General features: G+C 60.2%; 14 protein-coding genes. 11 read left to right on the top strand and 3 right to left on the bottom strand.

Annotated features, from left to right (window positions below):
* Positions 1-10 precede the first annotated feature (10 nt).
* From AMA01_RS01540 to AMA01_RS01515, 6 genes are all read left to right on the top strand, one after another.
* Positions 11-1,030 carry a LacI family DNA-binding transcriptional regulator gene (locus tag AMA01_RS01540; RefSeq protein WP_067846288.1) on the top strand — a complete coding sequence of 340 codons (1,020 nt, stop codon included), beginning with the start codon at positions 11-13 and terminating at the stop codon, positions 1,028-1,030.
* Positions 1,031-1,321: 291 nt separating this feature from the next.
* Entirely contained in the window at positions 1,322-2,662 is a 1,341-nt protein-coding gene (locus AMA01_RS01535; protein WP_067846285.1) for an ABC transporter substrate-binding protein, read from the top strand.
* Positions 2,663-2,690: 28 nt separating this feature from the next.
* Positions 2,691-3,638: a carbohydrate ABC transporter permease gene (locus AMA01_RS01530; RefSeq protein WP_231862774.1), complete on the top strand. Its 948-nt coding sequence runs from the start codon at positions 2,691-2,693 to the stop codon at positions 3,636-3,638.
* A 3-nt stretch (positions 3,639-3,641) separates the two neighbouring features.
* Positions 3,642-4,475 carry a carbohydrate ABC transporter permease gene (locus tag AMA01_RS01525; protein ID WP_067846282.1) on the top strand — a complete coding sequence of 278 codons (834 nt, stop codon included), beginning with the start codon at positions 3,642-3,644 and terminating at the stop codon, positions 4,473-4,475.
* A 14-nt stretch (positions 4,476-4,489) separates the two neighbouring features.
* Entirely contained in the window at positions 4,490-6,838 is a 2,349-nt protein-coding gene (locus tag AMA01_RS01520; protein ID WP_067846279.1) for a glycoside hydrolase family 3 N-terminal domain-containing protein, read from the top strand.
* A 129-nt stretch (positions 6,839-6,967) separates the two neighbouring features.
* Positions 6,968-8,164, top strand: coding sequence for an ROK family transcriptional regulator (locus tag AMA01_RS01515; protein WP_231862773.1), 1,197 nt, complete (start codon positions 6,968-6,970; stop codon positions 8,162-8,164).
* A 31-nt stretch (positions 8,165-8,195) separates the two neighbouring features.
* On the opposite strand, the gene AMA01_RS01510 is transcribed toward AMA01_RS01515, so the two are convergent.
* Complete coding sequence (locus tag AMA01_RS01510) at positions 8,196-8,417, bottom strand: hypothetical protein (RefSeq protein WP_067846273.1); 222 nt, start codon at positions 8,415-8,417, stop codon at positions 8,196-8,198.
* A 277-nt stretch (positions 8,418-8,694) separates the two neighbouring features.
* Between AMA01_RS01510 and AMA01_RS01505 the strand changes: the two genes are divergently transcribed.
* From AMA01_RS01505 to AMA01_RS01490, 4 genes are all read left to right on the top strand, one after another.
* Positions 8,695-9,306 carry a DUF47 domain-containing protein gene (locus AMA01_RS01505; RefSeq protein WP_067846270.1) on the top strand — a complete coding sequence of 204 codons (612 nt, stop codon included), beginning with the start codon at positions 8,695-8,697 and terminating at the stop codon, positions 9,304-9,306.
* A gap of 11 nt (positions 9,307-9,317) precedes the next feature.
* Entirely contained in the window at positions 9,318-10,301 is a 984-nt protein-coding gene (locus AMA01_RS01500; protein ID WP_067846267.1) for an inorganic phosphate transporter, read from the top strand.
* A 132-nt stretch (positions 10,302-10,433) separates the two neighbouring features.
* Entirely contained in the window at positions 10,434-10,679 is a 246-nt protein-coding gene (locus tag AMA01_RS01495; RefSeq protein WP_067846264.1) for a hypothetical protein, read from the top strand.
* 335 nt (positions 10,680-11,014) lie between these two features.
* Positions 11,015-12,280: an MFS transporter gene (locus tag AMA01_RS01490; protein ID WP_067846261.1), complete on the top strand. Its 1,266-nt coding sequence runs from the start codon at positions 11,015-11,017 to the stop codon at positions 12,278-12,280.
* Positions 12,281-12,530: 250 nt separating this feature from the next.
* On the opposite strand, the gene AMA01_RS01485 is transcribed toward AMA01_RS01490, so the two are convergent.
* Positions 12,531-14,930: a bifunctional diguanylate cyclase/phosphodiesterase gene (locus tag AMA01_RS01485; protein WP_067846258.1), complete on the bottom strand. Its 2,400-nt coding sequence runs from the start codon at positions 14,928-14,930 to the stop codon at positions 12,531-12,533.
* A gap of 75 nt (positions 14,931-15,005) precedes the next feature.
* On the bottom strand, positions 15,006-16,238 hold the full coding sequence (locus tag AMA01_RS01480) for a WD40 repeat domain-containing protein (RefSeq protein ID WP_231862772.1): 1,233 nt from the start codon (positions 16,236-16,238) through the stop codon (positions 15,006-15,008).
* 243 nt (positions 16,239-16,481) lie between these two features.
* On the opposite strand from AMA01_RS01480, the gene AMA01_RS01475 reads away from it, so the two are divergent.
* The gene (locus AMA01_RS01475; protein ID WP_067846252.1) at positions 16,482-17,474 is read left to right on the top strand and encodes a Gfo/Idh/MocA family protein; all 993 of its coding nucleotides are present in this window, start codon (positions 16,482-16,484) and stop codon (positions 17,472-17,474) included.
* The last annotated feature ends 3 nt before the right edge of the window (positions 17,475-17,477 follow it).

The raw sequence follows: 17,477 nt of genomic DNA, 5'->3' as shown, positions 1-17,477 counted from the left end.
GGTCGAACGATTGGCAACTGTAAAAGACATTGCGAAGTTAGCCGGTGTATCTCCGGCTACCGTATCCTGGGCTCTCAATGGGACGCGGCCCGTAAGTGAGAAGACCCGCAAGCGAATTTTCGAGGCCGTCAAGCAATTAAATTATCACCCCAAAATGAGTGCTCGAAGTTTGCGCGCGGGTAAAGTCTTCTCCATCGGTATCTATTTGATCAATGTCGATTTGCATCTCCGATTTGTGGACTATGCTTTTCACGTGACTGCTGGCGCATGTCAAGTTTTGGAGCCGGAAGGTTACTCGGTTCAGTTTGACATCGTGACGCCAGACAAGCTCGACGTGCTCTCCAGAAAGGCGCTTGAACAGTCCGTTGATGGGTTGCTGGTATTGCCTCAATTCGAGGGCGTGACGCAATACCTTCATGACAACATCCCAAAGGACTTTCCTGTCGTTTACTTGCAGAAAGATCCATTGTGTCGAGTTGAGAACTGCGTATATGTGGATCACGTGTCAGGGGTGAGGCAACTTGTGCAGCACGTGTGGGCTCAAGGACATCGTAAACTTGGGTTGATTCAAGGCCCTTCTCGTCATTTGGACAGTATGCAACGTCTACATGCGGTGCGAGCGTGCTGTGAGGAACTCGATATAGAGATTTGCGACGAGTGGATTGCAGACGGCCTGTTTGATGTCGATGGAGGCCAAAATGCAATGCGGAGAATACTGAGGGCCAATCGTCTTCCCTCGGTTGTCTTTTGCTTCAACGACTACATGGCAATTGGCGCTCTAAGGGAAGCTGTAGTGCGAGGTATACGTGTCCCAGAGGACGTGTCCATTGTCGGATACGATGATATTGCAGTTGCGTATGCTATCTGTCCTGCACTTACGACGGTAAGGCAACCATGGTTTGAACTGGGAAGAAGGGCCGCCAGACTGATTCTCAGCATGATTGCACGCGAGCCGGCGGCGCATGGTGGCGACAAACATCTAATTCCTGAGCTGATGCAGCGAGACTCAGTAAGAAACATGCACGTATGACGGTTTCGTATTCATCTATCCGATCACAGAGATCCAGAAAGGGTTTGAAGTTTTGAAGCATCCCTCACGAATGGAGACTGCAGCTGTCGAGCGCACACGATGAAAGCGTCTGCACGAGCAAGTACAGGCCGAGGTTCCGCCGGCCCCTTAATTGGGCGATTCTTCATTAACACGCTGATTATCCATGGACAAAACGCGTAGAAAGCGATTGCAAAATCGATTTTGGAGGGCTATAATGCATGGTGTATTTGTTTGATGAACAAATTAAGGTGCAAAGAGGGGGTACTTTCCATGGCTAAGGATGCTCGTAAGATCGCAGCGGTCGGTTTGGCGGCTGTGGCAACCATCGCTGTGACGGCCTGTGGCACAGAATCGCAGTCCAACTCGAATCAAGTGTCCTCCACGGGCTCGGCGAGCGCGAAGCAAGTGCAGTTGACGCTTTGGAACGTCGATTCCGGTTTGGCTGAGCAGGTAGACAACAAGGCGATAGCTCGCTTCAATGCAACGCATCCTGGATACCACATGACCGGAGAGTACTTTGAGTCAACGCCGTACCTTCAGAAGCTGCAAATTGCGATGGGTGCGCATCAAGCAGCGGACGTGTTCAGTAACTGGGGCGGCGGTCGACTCTATACGTTCGTTAAGGCCGGAGATGTGCTTGATCTGACGCCGTACTTGAAAGCCGATCCGTCTTGGGCAAATCGATATCTTCCTTCTGTGATGAAATCCATTACGTTCAATGGGCATGTGTACGGCGTTCCTTACGGCAATCTGCAACCGGTGAACTTTTTCTACAATAAGCAGCTGTTCGCTCAGTACCATCTCACCCCGCCTAAAACATGGGATCAACTGCTGAGCGATATTCAGTTCTTCAAAAGCAAGGGGATCATTCCGATTTCCCTGGGTGGTCAAGACAACTGGCCAGATCTGATGTACTTTGAATATCTGGTTGACCGGCTTGGCGGGCAACAGCCGTTTGATAACGTCATGGCGGGCAAACCGAACGCATGGTCCAACCCGGTGATCACGAAGGCTCTGAACATGATGAAACAGCTGGCGAACATGGGGGCTTTTGAACCAGGCTTTAGCTCCATCGGTTCCAATAACGGTTCGGACGCGGCTCTTTTGTACAGCGGCAAGGCTGCAATGTGGCTGATGGGAAGCTGGGGCTACGGAACCATAGCATCTGACGACAGCGCCTTCCTGAAGAATTTGGGCTGGTTCCCGTTCCCTTCGGTTCCTGGAGGAAAGGGCAATCCGAATGATGTGTGTGGCAACCCGAGTGGCTTCTACTCGATTCCAAGTTACGACTCACCAGCAAAGATTAAGGGAGCCATTCAGTTCTTAAAGGACAACAATCTCGATTCGAAAAACGTCGCAGACCTGCTGCAAATTGGCTACGTTCCGGCAGTGAAGGGAATTAAAAACCAATTAAAGAAGCAGAAAGACGCGGCGTACGAGACGTTCTATTACAACCTGGCGAAGAACGCTCCGTACTTCCAACAATCATGGGATACCGCGCTGCCGACCGCCGAGGGCAACGAGCTCGATACCGATCTCGGAAAGTTTATGGTTGGCCAGATGTCGGTGGCACAGTTTGAGGCAGATATGAACACTTATTTGACCAAATAAGCCGGCTGCCCTGAGGAGTGTATCACAATTGGACGAGCTTGGGCTGCTTGACCGAGCTCGTCCTGATTTGGGGGATGGGTGCTTGGTTACCGATCGTATGAATTTGTCGCGCCTGCTCATGATGTTGCCGGCAGTGATCTTTTTTGCTGCTTTCGCGCTCATACCAATGTGCGTGGCCGTATATTATTCCGGCCTCAATTGGTCCGGTGTTGGCTCTGCGACGTGGGTCGGACTTCAAAATTGGAAATCCATGCTTGCGAGTGGGGAGTTGTGGCACTCCTTCTGGCTCACAATTGCGCTGATGTTTTGGTGCTGGGTGCTCCAGAACCCATTGGGGCTTGTGATAGGTGTCTTCACGGCTGGTGCTCAGCGGCACCGCGCCGTATTCGGCGCATTGTATTTCATTCCCTTGTTGTTTTCGTCCGTCGCTATCGGTGTAACTTGGTCGTACATTTTGAGCCCCACGTTCGGTCTCATGGACAACCTGCTCAAAGCGTTGGGGATTGGGAACGGGTTTGAGAACTGGTTGGGCAACCCGCACATTGCGCTATTCGTGATCGCGTGTATTATTTCGTGGCAGTATATACCTTTCAATGCGCTGCTGTATCAGAGTGGTGTTCGACAAATTCCTCGGTCGCTGTACGAGGCTGCGATGATCGACGGAGCGGGGCCACTTCGGACATTCTTTTCGATCACGCTCCCCCAATTGAAGTACACCATCACCACGACAACGGTGTTGATACTGACGGGCACCTTGACCTATTTCGATCTGATTTATGTCGTGACAAACGGAGGGCCCGGTGACGCAACGCAGGTTTTAGCCATCGACATGTACAAGCAAGCGTTTACCAATCTCAACATCGGCGCGGGCAGTGTCATTGCGGTGGTTCTGGCCGTGTTTGGGCTGCTGTTGTCCATTATCACACTGAAATTTACGGGATTTAATAAAATGGAAAGTCAGATGGAGGGGGCGTGACTCGTGAAAGCTTTTCGGCGCGTCTCCGTAGGAAATCTGCTGTTCACGTTGTTTGGGGTTGTTTGGCTGATAATTGGGTGCTATCCAGTATTTTATATCTTAACGACCAGCTTGCGTTCGCAAAATGGGTATTTGCTGGGGAATCCTTGGGTTCCTCCGATTCACCCAACCTTTCAGAACTACGCGCAGGTCATACAATCAGGCTTTCTGAGATCATTCATCAACAGTGCGATTGTATCGGTGTGTACAGTGTTGTTGATCGTCGTTTTCTCGTTGCTGCTGTCCTATGTGGTCGTTCGAACTCGCAATCGAGCGGTTCAAACCGTGTTCAATTGGTTCGTTGTGGGTTTGGCGATACCTGTTCAAGCGGCGATTATTCCTGTTTACATCTTGATTACGAAGTTGGGGTTGTACGACACCCTACTCGGGATGATACTCCCCATGGTGGCGTTTGCCTTACCCTTAAGCACACTGATCCTGGTGAACTTTGTTCGTGACATCCCGAATGAATTGTACGAAGCCATGGGGATTGAAGGTGCCAATGACTTTCAAATCGTGTTTCGACTCGTGGCGCCACTGGCTAGGCCAGCCTTGATCTCCGTAGCGGTATACCAGTTCGTCCAGTCATGGAACAACTTTCTTTTTCCGCTGGTGCTCACTCAGAGCGCGGGCGTTCGGGTGCTCCCTCTCGCAATTGTCCAGTTCCAAGGTGAGCACACGATGGACGTGCCAGTTACGATGGCCGCAGTCGTCTTCTCAGCCATACCGCTATTCTTGGCCTACATCTTTGGAGGCCGTTACTTGCGACAAGGCATGCTGGCTGGATTCGGAAAGTAGTGAGGAGGCTTCCCGTGACACCCGTGTATCTCGATCCCGCACAGTCGGTTGATGCGCGCGTCGACGCGCTCCTAGCCGATATGACGCTCGAAGAAAAGGTCGCTCAGCTCACGTCCATCTGGGCGTTCGAAGTCCTGGATGATCTCGAATTCTCCGCCGAGAAAGCCACAGCCCTGCTCGGGCAGGGCATCGGACAGGTCACTCGCATCGGTGGCGCCACCAATCTCGACCCGCCGGATGTGGCCCGCCTCGCCAACCAGATTCAGCGCTACCTGCGCGATCACACGCGCCTCGGCATCCCCGCGCTGATCCACGAGGAGTCGTGCAGCGGCTACATGGCCAAGGGGGCCACCTGCTTTCCGCAGACCATCGGCATCGCAAGCACTTGGGATGTCGATCTCGCCCGCCGCATTGGCGCCATCATCCGCGATCAGATGCGGGCCGTAGGGGCGCGCCAGGCGCTCGCGCCGCTCCTGGATGTGGCTCGGGATCCGCGCTGGGGCCGAGTGGAGGAGACGTTCGGCGAAGATCCGTACCTCGTGGCGCAGATGGGCATCGCGTACGTCCGCGGGCTGCAGGGAGAGGACCTGAACCAGGGCGTGATGGCGACGGGCAAACATTTCGTGGGCTATGGCGCGTCCGAGGGCGGCATGAACTGGGCGCCGGCGCACATCCCGGAGCGCGAGCTGCGCGAGGTGTATCTGTTCCCGTTCGAGGCGGCAGTACGCGAGGCCGGGCTCGGCGCCATCATGCCGGGGTACCACGAGCTCGATGGCGTGCCCTGCCACGACAATCCGGGGCTTTTGCGCGAGACGCTCCGCGGGCGCTGGGGCTTCCAGGGACTCGTGGTGTCGGACTATTTCGCCGTGAATCAGCTGTTCGAATATCACCAGGTGGCCCGGGACAAGGCGGAGGCCGCGGCGCTCGCCGTGCGCGCCGGGGTGGACGTGGAGCTGCCGACGCGCGACGTGTACGGCAAGCCGCTCATCGAGGCCGTGGCACGAGGGCTCGTCAGCCCGGCCGAGATCGACGAACTCGTCCGCCGGGTGCTCACGTGGAAGTTCCGGCTCGGCCTGTTCGATCACCCGTTTGTGGACGAGGGCGCGGCCATCGCCGTCTTCGACAACGCGGAGCAGCGCCGGGTGGCCCGGGAGGCGGCGGAGAAGTCGATGGTCCTCCTCAAAAACGATGGGCTTCTGCCCCTCGCGCCCTGCGGCACCATCGCCGTGATCGGCCCGAACGCGCACACGACGCGGAACCTGGTGGGCGATTACGCCTACCCGTGCCACATCGAGTCGCTCCTCGAGCAGTCCGAGGACAACGTGTTTCAGACCCCGCTTCCGAGCGGCGTGAAGCACGTGGATGAGTTCATCCCCATGCGGACCATCCTCGAGGCCATTGGCCATCGCGTTGGAGCGGAGGCGCAGGTCGTTTACGCGAAGGGGTGCGACGTCCTCGAAGGTGAGGACGCAGACCTTGACGAGGCGGTGGCACTCGCGGCGCAGTCGGACGTGGCGGTTGTGGTGGTGGGCGATCGCGCCGGGCTCACGGACGCGTGCACGACTGGGGAATCGCGAGACAGGGCCACGCTTTCGCTCATCGGGCGGCAGGAGGAACTTGTGCGGCGCGTACTCGCGACGGGCACGAAGACCGTCGTAGTGCTCGTGAGCGGCCGGCCGCTCGCCATTCCGGACATTGCGGAGCGAGCGAACGCCGTTCTCGAGGCGTGGCTGCCGGGCGAGGAGGGCGCGGAGGCGGTGGCCGCGGTCCTCTTTGGCGACGTGAACCCGTCAGGAAAACTGCCCATCACGATTCCGCGCAGCGTGGGGCAAGTGCCGATTTACTACGGGCACAAGCCGTCGGGCGGCCGGTCGCACTGGAAGGGCGCGTATGTGGACGAGAGCAATCTGCCGCTCTATCCGTTTGGGCACGGGCTGTCGTACACGGCGTTCGAGTACCGGGATCTGACGCTGTCTGCGAGCGAATTGGGTGTGCACGGCGAGATCGAGGTGGCGTGCGTCATCGAGAACGTCGGGGCGCGTGCGGGGGAAGAGGTGGTGCAACTGTACGCGCGCGACGTGGCGGCGGACGTGACGCGACCGGTGAAGGTGCTCTGCGGGTTCGCGCGGGTGCCGCTCGCGCCAGGTGAGAAGGCGCGGGTTCGGTTCCGGGTTTCAGCGCACCAGTTCGGCTTTTACAACCGGGAGATGCGCTATGTCGTGGAGCCGGGTGAGATGGAGTTCATGGTGGGGGCGTCGTCGGAGGACATCCGCCTGCGCGGGATGGTGAGGATTCACGGCGCAATGACCGAAATTGAGCACGAGAAGGTGTATCAGAGCGCGGTGAACGTCGAGCGCATGTGACGAATGCCACGAAGGGCGTTCCGCATTTGTCTGCGGGGCGCCCTAATTTGCGCTTTGCGGTTATCAAATGCGGTACAATGAAACCGAGTCACATGGATGTCATCCATCATCACGCAGGGGAGACGCGTCTTGGAGAAAACGGCAGATCAGGCGCTGATGAAGGAGATCAACAAGTCGATTGTTTTAAACCGCATCCGATTTCACAGCCCCATCTCTCGCAGCCAGATTTCAAACGAGACGGGCCTGAACAAAGCGACCGTGTCCGCGTTGACCGACGAGTTGATTCGCGATGGCCTGGTGCTGGAGGTTGGGCAGGGGAGATCGCGCGTGGGGCGGCGGCCCATCATGCTTTTGTTCAACGCCAGCGCTGGCAGCGTGCTTGGGGTGGAATTGGGCGTGGAGTACGTGCGCGTCGCCATCACGGATTTTTCCGCTCGAGCGCTCAGTGTGCGCGAGGAACCGTTGCCGAAAAACCTGGGCGCCGAAGAAGTGCTCGAACGCCTGCGGTCCTCCATTGCGCGCGCGCTGGAGGAGGCGCCGGAGAGCCGGTATGGAGTCATCGGTATCGGCGTGGGCGTGCCTGGGCTTGTGGATTTCGCGCGCGGCGTGGTCCTGCACGCGCCACACCTCAAGTGGGACAACATCCCCCTTAAGGCCATGATGGAGAGCTGGTTCGGCAAACCCGTCCTCGTCGACAACGAGGCCAACGCAGGCGCGCTCGGCGAGAAATTGTACGGGGCGGCGACGCACGTGTCGAGCCTGATGTACATCAGCGCCGGCACGGGCATTGGGACCGGAATCGTCATGGGGGACGAACTCATCCGCGGTGCGGACGGCGTGGCTGGGGAGTTCGGCCATATGAGTATCGACGTTCACGGTGACTCCTGTCCCTGCGGCAATGTGGGGTGTTGGGAGCTGTACGCTTCGGAGCGGGCGCTCGTCGCCGCGTACGCCAAGCTCTCCGGGGAGGAACTTGATTTCGACGGCGTGCTCGCGCGGTTTCAAGCGTCCGATCCGGCTGCCCTGCAGGCGTTTCAGACCGTCGGGCGATACCTCGGCGCTGGCGCAGTCAATCTGGTAAATGGCCTTAATCCGGCCATGATTGTCCTCGGGAACCGGCTGGCCGAAGGCGGACGGATGGTGACGGATGCCATGCAGCAGGCCATTCTGTCCAGGTGCCTTGTGAGCCCGTATGCCAAGGTGGTGGTGCAGACCTCGGCGCTTGGGCGTGATGCATGCGCCATCGGCTCCGCGGCGCTCGTCCTGCACGACTTCTTCGCAGGACCGCGAGCCCGAGTCAGCTCCCATGTCACCATCAGCAGGTGAGGCCGCGCCCGCCGCGCGGCCCGATGGGATGTCAAGGCCCGTAGGGGCTGTTGCCGTGGATGGATGGGCGGCGCGCCATTCCCGGGTTCTTCGACGGATCGAACAACCGCTCGACTGCGTGGAACATGGCGTTGCGGCTTTGCGGGATGCACAAGAGCGTAGCCCCGAGGCCCACACCAATACCTCCGACGACAGGCCATCCCCAGCGACCATCCGCTTGGCGGGTCATGTGCGCTCGATGATGTCGAGACATCGTCAACCACCTCGCGATTAACGTGCCTCAATGTCCCCAAATCATGCGGATAGATCTGCCCACACATTGGTTCCCTGCTGATGAAATGCGGCAAGCGCACGTGCGGTTCGTCCTCAAACAGGGCACACTTCTGAGAGAGCCGCTCGGCACCATTGTGTCCAAGTCCCGAACATTGTCGAACTTGGTCATGCGTTTACGGAAACTTAACAAAACCAACACGACATCTTTACGCGAATCATGTAGTTTCTTAACGATTCGATTCAATGGGGGATGAACCGTGTCGAAGCGCAGTGATCAGTTGTTTGCGTTTCTGGTCGAAATCGCGGAGAACATCGCGCAGGCGACCGAGACGTTCCAGCGAGAGCTGGAACAGGGGGGCGACTTCGGAGCCCTCGCAAGCCGAATGAAAACCTACGAGGACAAGGGCGACGAACTGATTTCCAAACTCATCTCGCTCCTCAACAACACGTACATCACGCCGCTTGAGCGTGAAGACTACGTCACGCTCGCCACGACGCTCGACGACATCATTGACGGCATTCACGCCTGTAGCGTGCGGTTCACGCTGTATGACGTGACGGGATCGACGCCGACGATGATCGAGTTTGCGAAAGACATCCATCGCAGTGCGAAGGAAATTCAGGAAGCCATCCGCAAGCTGAACGAGCGCAAGCTGCTCCAAATTCGCGATCACGTCAAGGAATTGAACGTGCTGGAAAAGCACGGAGATCAGCTGCTGCACGCCGCGCTTCGGTCGCTGTTCGCCGAGAGCAAGGACGCCATTGAACTCATTAAGCTCAAGGAGATCTACGAGATTCTTGAGAGCGTGACGGATCGCTGTGAAGATGTGGCGGACGTGCTCGAGTCCGTGATCCTGAAAAACGCCTGAGGTGCGTCCGCATGTTGGTTGTTATCGTGCTCATCGTGTTATTGGGATTGGTGTTCGACTTCACAAATGGATTTCACGACACCGCGAACGCCATTGCGACAAGCGTCTCGACGCGAGCGCTGTCGCCCAGGGCCGCCGTGCTGTTGGCTGGTGTGATGAATCTGATTGGTGCCATGACCTTCACGGGCGTGGCCAAGACCATCGGCGGCAAAATCGCCGATCCGCTGAAGATCCCGCATGGGACCATTGTGGTCCTGTGTGCACTCGTGGCCGCGATCTTCTGGAACTTGTTCACATGGTATTTTGGAATTCCGAGCTCTTCCTCGCACGCGCTCATCGGCGGGCTGACAGGGGCCGTGATCGGCGCAGCGGGATTTCATGCGGTCGATCTCGCCGGGTTCACTTCGATCATCGAGGCCCTCATCACGTCACCCATCTGCGCTTTTGTGCTGGGGTTTGCCATCATGTGGCTGTTCCGGGGGGCGTTTGGCTGGCGCTCGCCGCACAGGGTGAACCGCGTGTTTCGTGTCCTGCAGTGCTTTTCGGCGGCAGCGCAGGCGTTCATGCACGGCACAAATGATTCTCAGAAAACGATGGGTGTCATCACCTTCGCGCTCATCGCAGGAGGGTATCAGCACACGATGCATATCCCCTTCTGGGTGAAGACGCTCTGTGCCGTTGCCATGGGCCTCGGGACGGCCTCCGGCGGCTGGCGGATCATCAAGACGGTGGGGTCGAAGATCATTAAAATTGAGCCCATCAATGGGTTTGCGTCCGATCTGACCAGTTCCATCATCATCTTCGGTTTCACTTTGTTCAAATTGCCCGTGAGTTCGACACACGTCATCTCGTCGGCCATCATGGGATCGGGTGCGGCCAAGCGCCCGCAGGGGGTGCACTGGAACGTGGCAGGGCGGATCCTCGTCGCGTGGCTCGTGACCATCCCTATGGCCGGACTCATCGCGGCAGGTCTCACCAAGCTGGTGCTCCTCTGACGGGGCCGAGGACAAGCCGTTTGTAGGCTTGTCCTTTTCAATGGCGAGTGCGGCGCAGCTCCAGCGTCCGATGTCAGCCGAGTGAAACAATTCGGCCCGCGCGATCGTCTCCTTCACAGGAGGTGGAGGTCGATGCGCGGCAAGTGGTTCACTGCGGGATGCGTTGCACTCTTTCTCGTTTCGGTCATCTTGGTTTGGGCCTTTGCCGAACAGTACGTGCTGGCGGCATACGCGAACGCGGGCATCCTAGGCGGACAGGTGGTGAACCCGTGGGGCGTGTGGTTGGCAGCCGCGGTGGCAGTCGGCACGCTTTCGGCCGTCGGAGCGACGGCTATGTTCGTCCGCATGGCCTGGAAAGACTGGCGGACGTGGCGGTAGCTCGAACGCCGCAAGGGCCGGCTGCTCTGTGGGAGCCCGCAACGCGGGTTCTCTTTTTGTGTTTAGGAGCATACAAGATTGACTTCTTAATTGTCATGCTCTATTGTTTGATCACATTGTCAGACGATTTATTAGGTTGCGTTCCGCATGCAGGAATACGGGCGTTGATCCGTCTGCGGGGCTCGGGTAGTTTCGATGGCAGCGAGGTGGACGCTCCTCGGAAGGGAGGTCGTGGAGCCGGACTGGACTTTATGAAATCGGTTGCAAACACTCTGGCTGACGCATGTGTGCCATACAAACGTGTCGACAATTCAAGGGAAGGGTGACATCCGAGCATGGATCAAGGACCGCAGAAGCCGTTTTGGCGGTACGAGAACGGCGTCGTCCTGATGATGTTTTTCACGTTCGGTTTTGTCTTCATGGAGCGGCTCAGCGTCGTTTACTTGTTCCCGTATTTGGCGCCGGATCTGAAGCTGAATAACGCGCAGCTCGGCTTAATTGTGTCGGTTCTCGCGATTTGTTGGGCTTTGTCGGGTTTCTTCTTTGGGACAATTTCGGACTTTCTGGGATCGCGCAAGAACGTGCTGGTTCCCATCACCTTGGCCTTTTCGCTGCTCTCCTTCCTCACGGGGCTCGCGAAGAATTTCGGGCAAATGCTTGGGATTCGAGCCCTGATGGGTGTGTCGGAGGGCCCGGTATTGCCTATCGCGCAGGCCGCCGTGATGGCCGACTCGACGGAGGCGAGGCGCGGCTTTAACATGGGCTTCGTCCAGAGCGCGCTGGGACTCATCGGCTCGACGTTCGGACCACTGATTCTCACCTGGGCGGCCACGAACTACTCTTGGCATGCAGGTTTTTACGTCGCGGGAATCCCGGGTCTCATCATGTTCTTCGTGCTGCTCTTCTTCATGCGAGAGCCCAACAAGCGCATGTCCAAGGAGGAGCTTGCGAAGAGCGAACACCGCCTGCGCAAAGAGGACTTCCCGGTGGTGTTCCGGACGTGGAACATCTGGTTCACGCTGTTTATCGCCATCCTGATGATGACCTGGCTCTTTGCGTTCACCTCGTTCGCGCCGACGTTCCTCGTCGAGTATGACCACTATACGGGCGAGCAGATGGGGCTCATCTCAGCCGCCATGGGGCTGGGGACGTTCTTTTGGGGTTTCATGGGGCCGTACATTTCCGACAAGTGGGGCCGTCGGCCGACGCTGGTGTTGTTCTCCTTCATCGCCGTGCTGTCCCCGCTCGTGCTCATCTTCGTGCACGGCTCAGTCGCGCTGATGTGCGTGCTTGGCTTTCTCACCTGCGCTGGGCAGGCGTGTTTCCCGCTGTTCATGGTGGTCATCCCGGGCGAGTCGCTGTCGCCGAAATACGTCGGCACCGCGGTGGGCCTGGTCCAGATGGTGGGAGAGCTAGTCGGCGGCGCCGTGATGCCCACCGTCGCAGGCGTGGCCGCCGATCACTTCGGGCTGCCGGCACCCATGTGGATTGCGGCAGCGGGCGCTTTTGTAAGCGGCATCATAGCGTTCTTCATCCGTGAAACCGCTCCCATCCGTCTCCGCCGAGGCGGCCAAGTGGCGAGCGAACCGATTCAACTTTGAGTCAGCAGAGGCGCCGCGCAGCCGGGCTGCCGTCGGCGACACGGACGGCGGCTCGGATGGCCGCGCTTTCGACGTTGCTCGATTCTGCATCACGATCTGGCGCCTGCCGGATCGCGCCACGGCGTCGAGAATGGCGTCGGCATCCGCGCGGGTGGGGGCGAACGGCTTCTCCGCCATCACGTCGCAACTGTGCTTAAGCGCCGCCACGCAGATGGCGCGACTCGAAATCCCCTCTCCATCGTCTCACCTCTTACCCTGCCGTGATCGAGAGCGCTTCGAGATCGGATGGGGGGACGGGGCGGGCGAAGTAGAATCCCTGCGCCTCGTCGCATCCGAGCGCCTCGATGACGGACAACTGTTCCTTCGTCTCGATCCCCTCCGCGACACATCGCATGCCGAGGTTGTGCGCGATGTCCACGATGCTCGCCACGAGTGCTCGCGCCCGACCGCCATCCACCGCGCGCTGTGTGAAGGCGCGATCGATCTTCACCACGTTGAGTGGCAGGTGCGTCAGGCGGCTGAGCGAGCTGTAGCCGGTGCCGAAGTCGTCGAGCGACACCTCGATGCCGAGCGCCTGGCATCCGGCGAGAAACCGTTCGGCCCGCTCGGCGTCCATCATCGCGCTCTCCGTGACTTCAATTTCGAGGTACTGCGCTGGAAGCGCGGTCTCCTCAAGGACTTCACGCACCACGTCGAGGAAGCCATCGGTGAGCACCTGATATGGCGAGAGGTTGACGGCAACTCTCAGCGGGCGGCCCGCGTTGAGCCACGCTTTCGCCTGACGGCACGCGTTGCGCAGGCACCACTCGCCGATGGGGGCGATGAGCCCCGTTTCCTCGGCGATGGGGATGAATTCGCTCGGCGGCACGTATTCGCCGTTCGGCCCGCGCCAGCGAAGCAACGCCTCCACGCCCACGACGGATCTCGCGCGCATATCGATCTTCGGCTGGTAATGGATCTCGAAGTCTCCGCGCTGGGCCGCCGTGCGCAGCTTCTGTTCGAGTTCCAGCCGACTTTTCGCGCTCGCAGCAGCTCGCTCCTCAAACAGGCGATAGGTGCTTCGTCCCTCGGCTTTAGCCGTGTACATGGCGAGATCCGCGTGCCGCAGCAACATGTCGCGCGTCGCTCCGTGTCGGGGAAAGCTCGCGATGCCTAGGCTCGCCGTCATGTAGAGCGGGCGGTCCTCCACCCGCACGGGCTTGCGCAGGCGGTTCAGAATGGCGTCTGCGACGGCGATGGCGCGTTCCATCGGCTGGCGGAACAGCGTGATGGTGAATTCGTCGCCACCCATGCGCGCCACGAGCGCGTCCTCGCCGGCCACCTCCGTCAGGATGCGGGCGACTTCCTGAAGCAGCTTGTCTCCAAACTCGTGTCCAAGCGTGTCGTTCACCGATTTGAAACGGTCGAGATCGACAAACAGGATCTGCATCTCGTCGTCAGGGCGGGCGCCGCGGATGAACGCATCCACGCGCGTCTCGAAGTGGCGCCTGTTGGCGAGCTGCGTCAGGGTGTCGTGAAAGGCGAGGTAGTTCATGCGCTCAGCCACTGCTTTTTCGGCCGTCACGTCTCGTGCGACCAGAAACACACCTTCGATCTCGTCGTCGAGCACGATGGGGATGTGCGTGGCGCTCATGTGCAGCGCCTTTTCTCCCGTCCGGAGCACAAACTCTCCGTTGGTGGTGTTGCCCCCGAGCGCTCGCCGGTAGTCGGCAAACACCCGCGGCCGATCCCGCCTGTCGATCATCCGCGCGAATGCGCGGGCCGATGTCTGGAGTTCTCGCTCAGGCACAAGTTTCTGTGCGCGGGGGTTCTGGTCGACAATCTCCCCCCGCGCGTCGAGGGTGAAGATGGCGTCCGAATGGTGCGTGTAGAGCGAGCGGAACCGCTCGTCCGCCAGCCGAAATCTCCGCCTGTCCGCTTGCAGGCGCCGGTCGAGCATCACCGTCGCCATGGCGGCGAGCAGGATGAACGCGCTGAAGACGGTCACCACGAGCGCCAGCGGGCCGTTGTATGCCATGGGCGCCTCCGACCGATGCGTGGGCAGTACGAACACGGTCGCCCACATCCCGGTGTAATGCATGCCCGCGATGGCGACGCCCATCACGAGAGCACACGCGACTTTTGCCATCTGCGCGAGCCATCCCCGCGCCGTGGCCAGCCGGAACGACAGCCAAAGCGCCACGTACGATGCGACGATGGCGATCACGACCGAAAGAACAAAGGGGGCTGGACGGTAATAGAAGCTGCCGCCCTGCACCGACATGGCGGCCATCCCCGTGTAGTGCATGAAGACGATGCCCGCGCCCATCAGCAGGGCCCCGTACGCCAGTTTCGCAGTCGAGGCGGATCTCGCCACCACGTAAAGCGCGGCCCCTGGGCCCGCCATGGCGAAGAGGAGCGACAGGGCGACGACTGCCCAGTTGTATGTCATCTGCGCAGGGAGCATCAGCGCCAGCATGGCCACAAAGTGCATGGACCAAATGCCGATACCCATCGCGACGCCCCCGAGCACGACCCAGACGAGCTGGCGATTCGCCCTGGTCTCCAGCACGCGGCGGCCGAGGTCGAGCGAGGCGTACGCGGCGAGGGACGCGACGACGTAGGAGAGGATTACGAGCGTCGGAATGTACGTCTGCGGAACCGGCTGCAAAGTGCGTCATCATCCTTTGTGCTCAATTGAAGCGTTGCCACATCAATTCGCCATCCGGCCCGCGAAATCCTCTGCTCACGCGTGAACAAACCGCGTCGGCGCGAAGGTGAAGCTCACGCCCACCTCGCCAGCGAACGGGGAGGACTTGCCGCCAATTTCCGTCCAGTTGCCTCGTGGGGTGAGCTCCCAGAGCCCGCCGAGATCGCCGCCGCTCGTCACAAGCGTGCCTGTGGGTGACCACGCGAATTTCGGCGGCGTCGCGTTTCGATCCGTCGCGTGCGTCTTGGTCCACACGGGCGTCCAGTGCCCGTCGACGAGTTCAAAGATTTGGCACCGGGAGGCGTCGCTCACGGTCAGCACGCCTTGGGGCGACCAGCCGAACTGGTAGATTTTATCCGCTCCGATGTTCGGGCCCGCGCCCTGCACCTGCTGCCACCGTCCGCCGGAAAACTGCCACAGGCCGTTTTGCGATCCCGCCTTACCGCTCACGGTCAGCACGCCCTTTGGCGACCAGGCGAACTGTCCCACGTCGGTGACGGGGCAGGCCACGCCGCCCGGTTGGACAAACCGACCTCCTTCGTCAATCCACACGCCGTGCGCGCTCGTGCCGACGGCGAGATCGCCGTTTGGAGCGAAGCCGACGGTCAGCGAGTCTGCGGCGAATGGGGCGTGATCGCTCGTCACAGCGACAAAGTGGTCGCCTTCAAACTGCCAAACGGTGGTCGCTCCGTTCTGTGGCACCGACACGACCGTGAGCACGCCCTTCGGCGACCACGCCAGAGAGGCGATGTAGCCCAGTTGCGCGCTGCCGGGCAGCTGCTGCCAGCCGCTCGCCGTCTGTTTCCAAATGCCAGCCAGCGTGCCGTCGTCCGGCACGACGTACAGCGAGCCGTCCGGCCCAAACGTGTGCAGCTGAACGTCCGTGTCGTTGCGGACGGACACCAGGTGCCAGCCTTTGCGATACGTCCAGAGCATGTTGGCGGAGGACATCCCGGGCGTCGACGCGTCGGGCGATCCACTCGTCACCGCGGCCACCTCGCCTGTCGGGGACACGTCCACGGATTCGAACAGGGTGGACGGCGCGCTTAGAATGGATGAAGCCGGGAAGTACACCCAATTCCCAGCGGTGTATTCGGCCACCTCCGTCGATCCACACGCCACGAGGGCGCCGGGGGACGCGCCTTCGGGAAGATGGTCGTCTTGCGTTGTCGAATGGGGCGGCGTGGGCGTGGCAGGTGCCGTCCCACACCCCGCGAGCGCTGACGAAATGGCGAGCGCGGCGAGGGCCGTTCGAAGGCCAGGATGCACGTCAATCACCTCGCACCCATTATGCTCGTGCACGAAGGCGCGCCGCAAACGAAGGCGCTGCCATGCGCCCAGGCGTTGCGCGATATTCGAAAAAAGATCCGATCTCGCCGCCCATGTTCGACAAAAGAGATCCGATCACGCCTGCGCGGTTCGACACCGGAGATCGGATCACGGCGACATGGATCGCGCCGTGTGGCAGAATGGGGAGAGCCAGATGTCATCCAGGAACAAAGGGGTGTTCAGATGAGGAAAGTTCGCTTCGGCATTCTCGGGTGCGCGGATATCGCCATTCGCAAGCTCATCCCCGGGATTCTGTCGTCCGAAACGGGGGAGCTTTACGCTGTCGCGAGCCGCGACGGCGCCAAAGCCAAGGAGGTGGCGCGTCGCTTCGGGGCGGCGCGCGCGTATGCGAGCTACGAGGAACTCCTCCGCGATCCCGACGTGGACGCGGTCTACATCCCGCTGCCCAATCACCTGCACAAGCCATGGACCATCCACGCGGCCGAGGCGGGGAAGCACGTGCTGTGCGAGAAGCCCATCGCGCTCGACGCCCGCGAGGCGGAGGCCATGGTGGACGCCTGCCGGTCGCACGGGGTATACCTTGCGGAGGCGTTCATGTACCGCCACCATCCGCGCTACAACAGGGTGCTCGAACTCATCCAGGCCGGCACCATCGGGCCGGTGCGCGGCATGCGCGGCTCGTTCACGTTCAACAATGCGGCCGATCTCGGCAACATCCGCTACCGCCGCGACTGGGGCGGCGGATCGCTCTACGACGTCGGCTGCTATCCCATCTCCGCGGCCAGGCTCATTCTGGGCGAAGAACCCATCGCGGCCACGGCGCATGCCTTTTTCTCGCCCGATCACGACGGCGTCGACATGTACCTCGCCGGCCTCGTCGAGTTCGCGGGCGGCGTCTCGCTCACCTTCGACTGCGGCATGTGGGCGGCGGATCGGAATGAGGTGGAAATCGTCGGCGCAAACGGCCGCCTCATCCTGGAACACGCGTTCCTCGGCGAGCCCGTGACCTTGCGCCTCATCTCGGCCGAGGGCGAGCGCGTGGAGACGTTCGATCCGCTCGACCCCTACGCCCTCGAAGTCGACGATCTCGGCCGCGCCATCCTGGAAGGCAAGCCGCTTCGGTTCCCGCCCGAGGATGCGGTGGCAAACATGCGCGTGCTGGACGCGTGCCTTCTTTCGGCGCGCGCGGGGCGGCGCGTCATCATCGAGCGCTGAAGC

The organism is Alicyclobacillus mali NBRC 102425 (assembly GCF_001570745.1).
GTDB classification, from domain to species: Bacteria; Bacillota; Bacilli; order Alicyclobacillales; family Alicyclobacillaceae; genus Alicyclobacillus; species Alicyclobacillus mali.
This window is presented reverse-complemented; position numbering and strand designations above follow the sequence as displayed.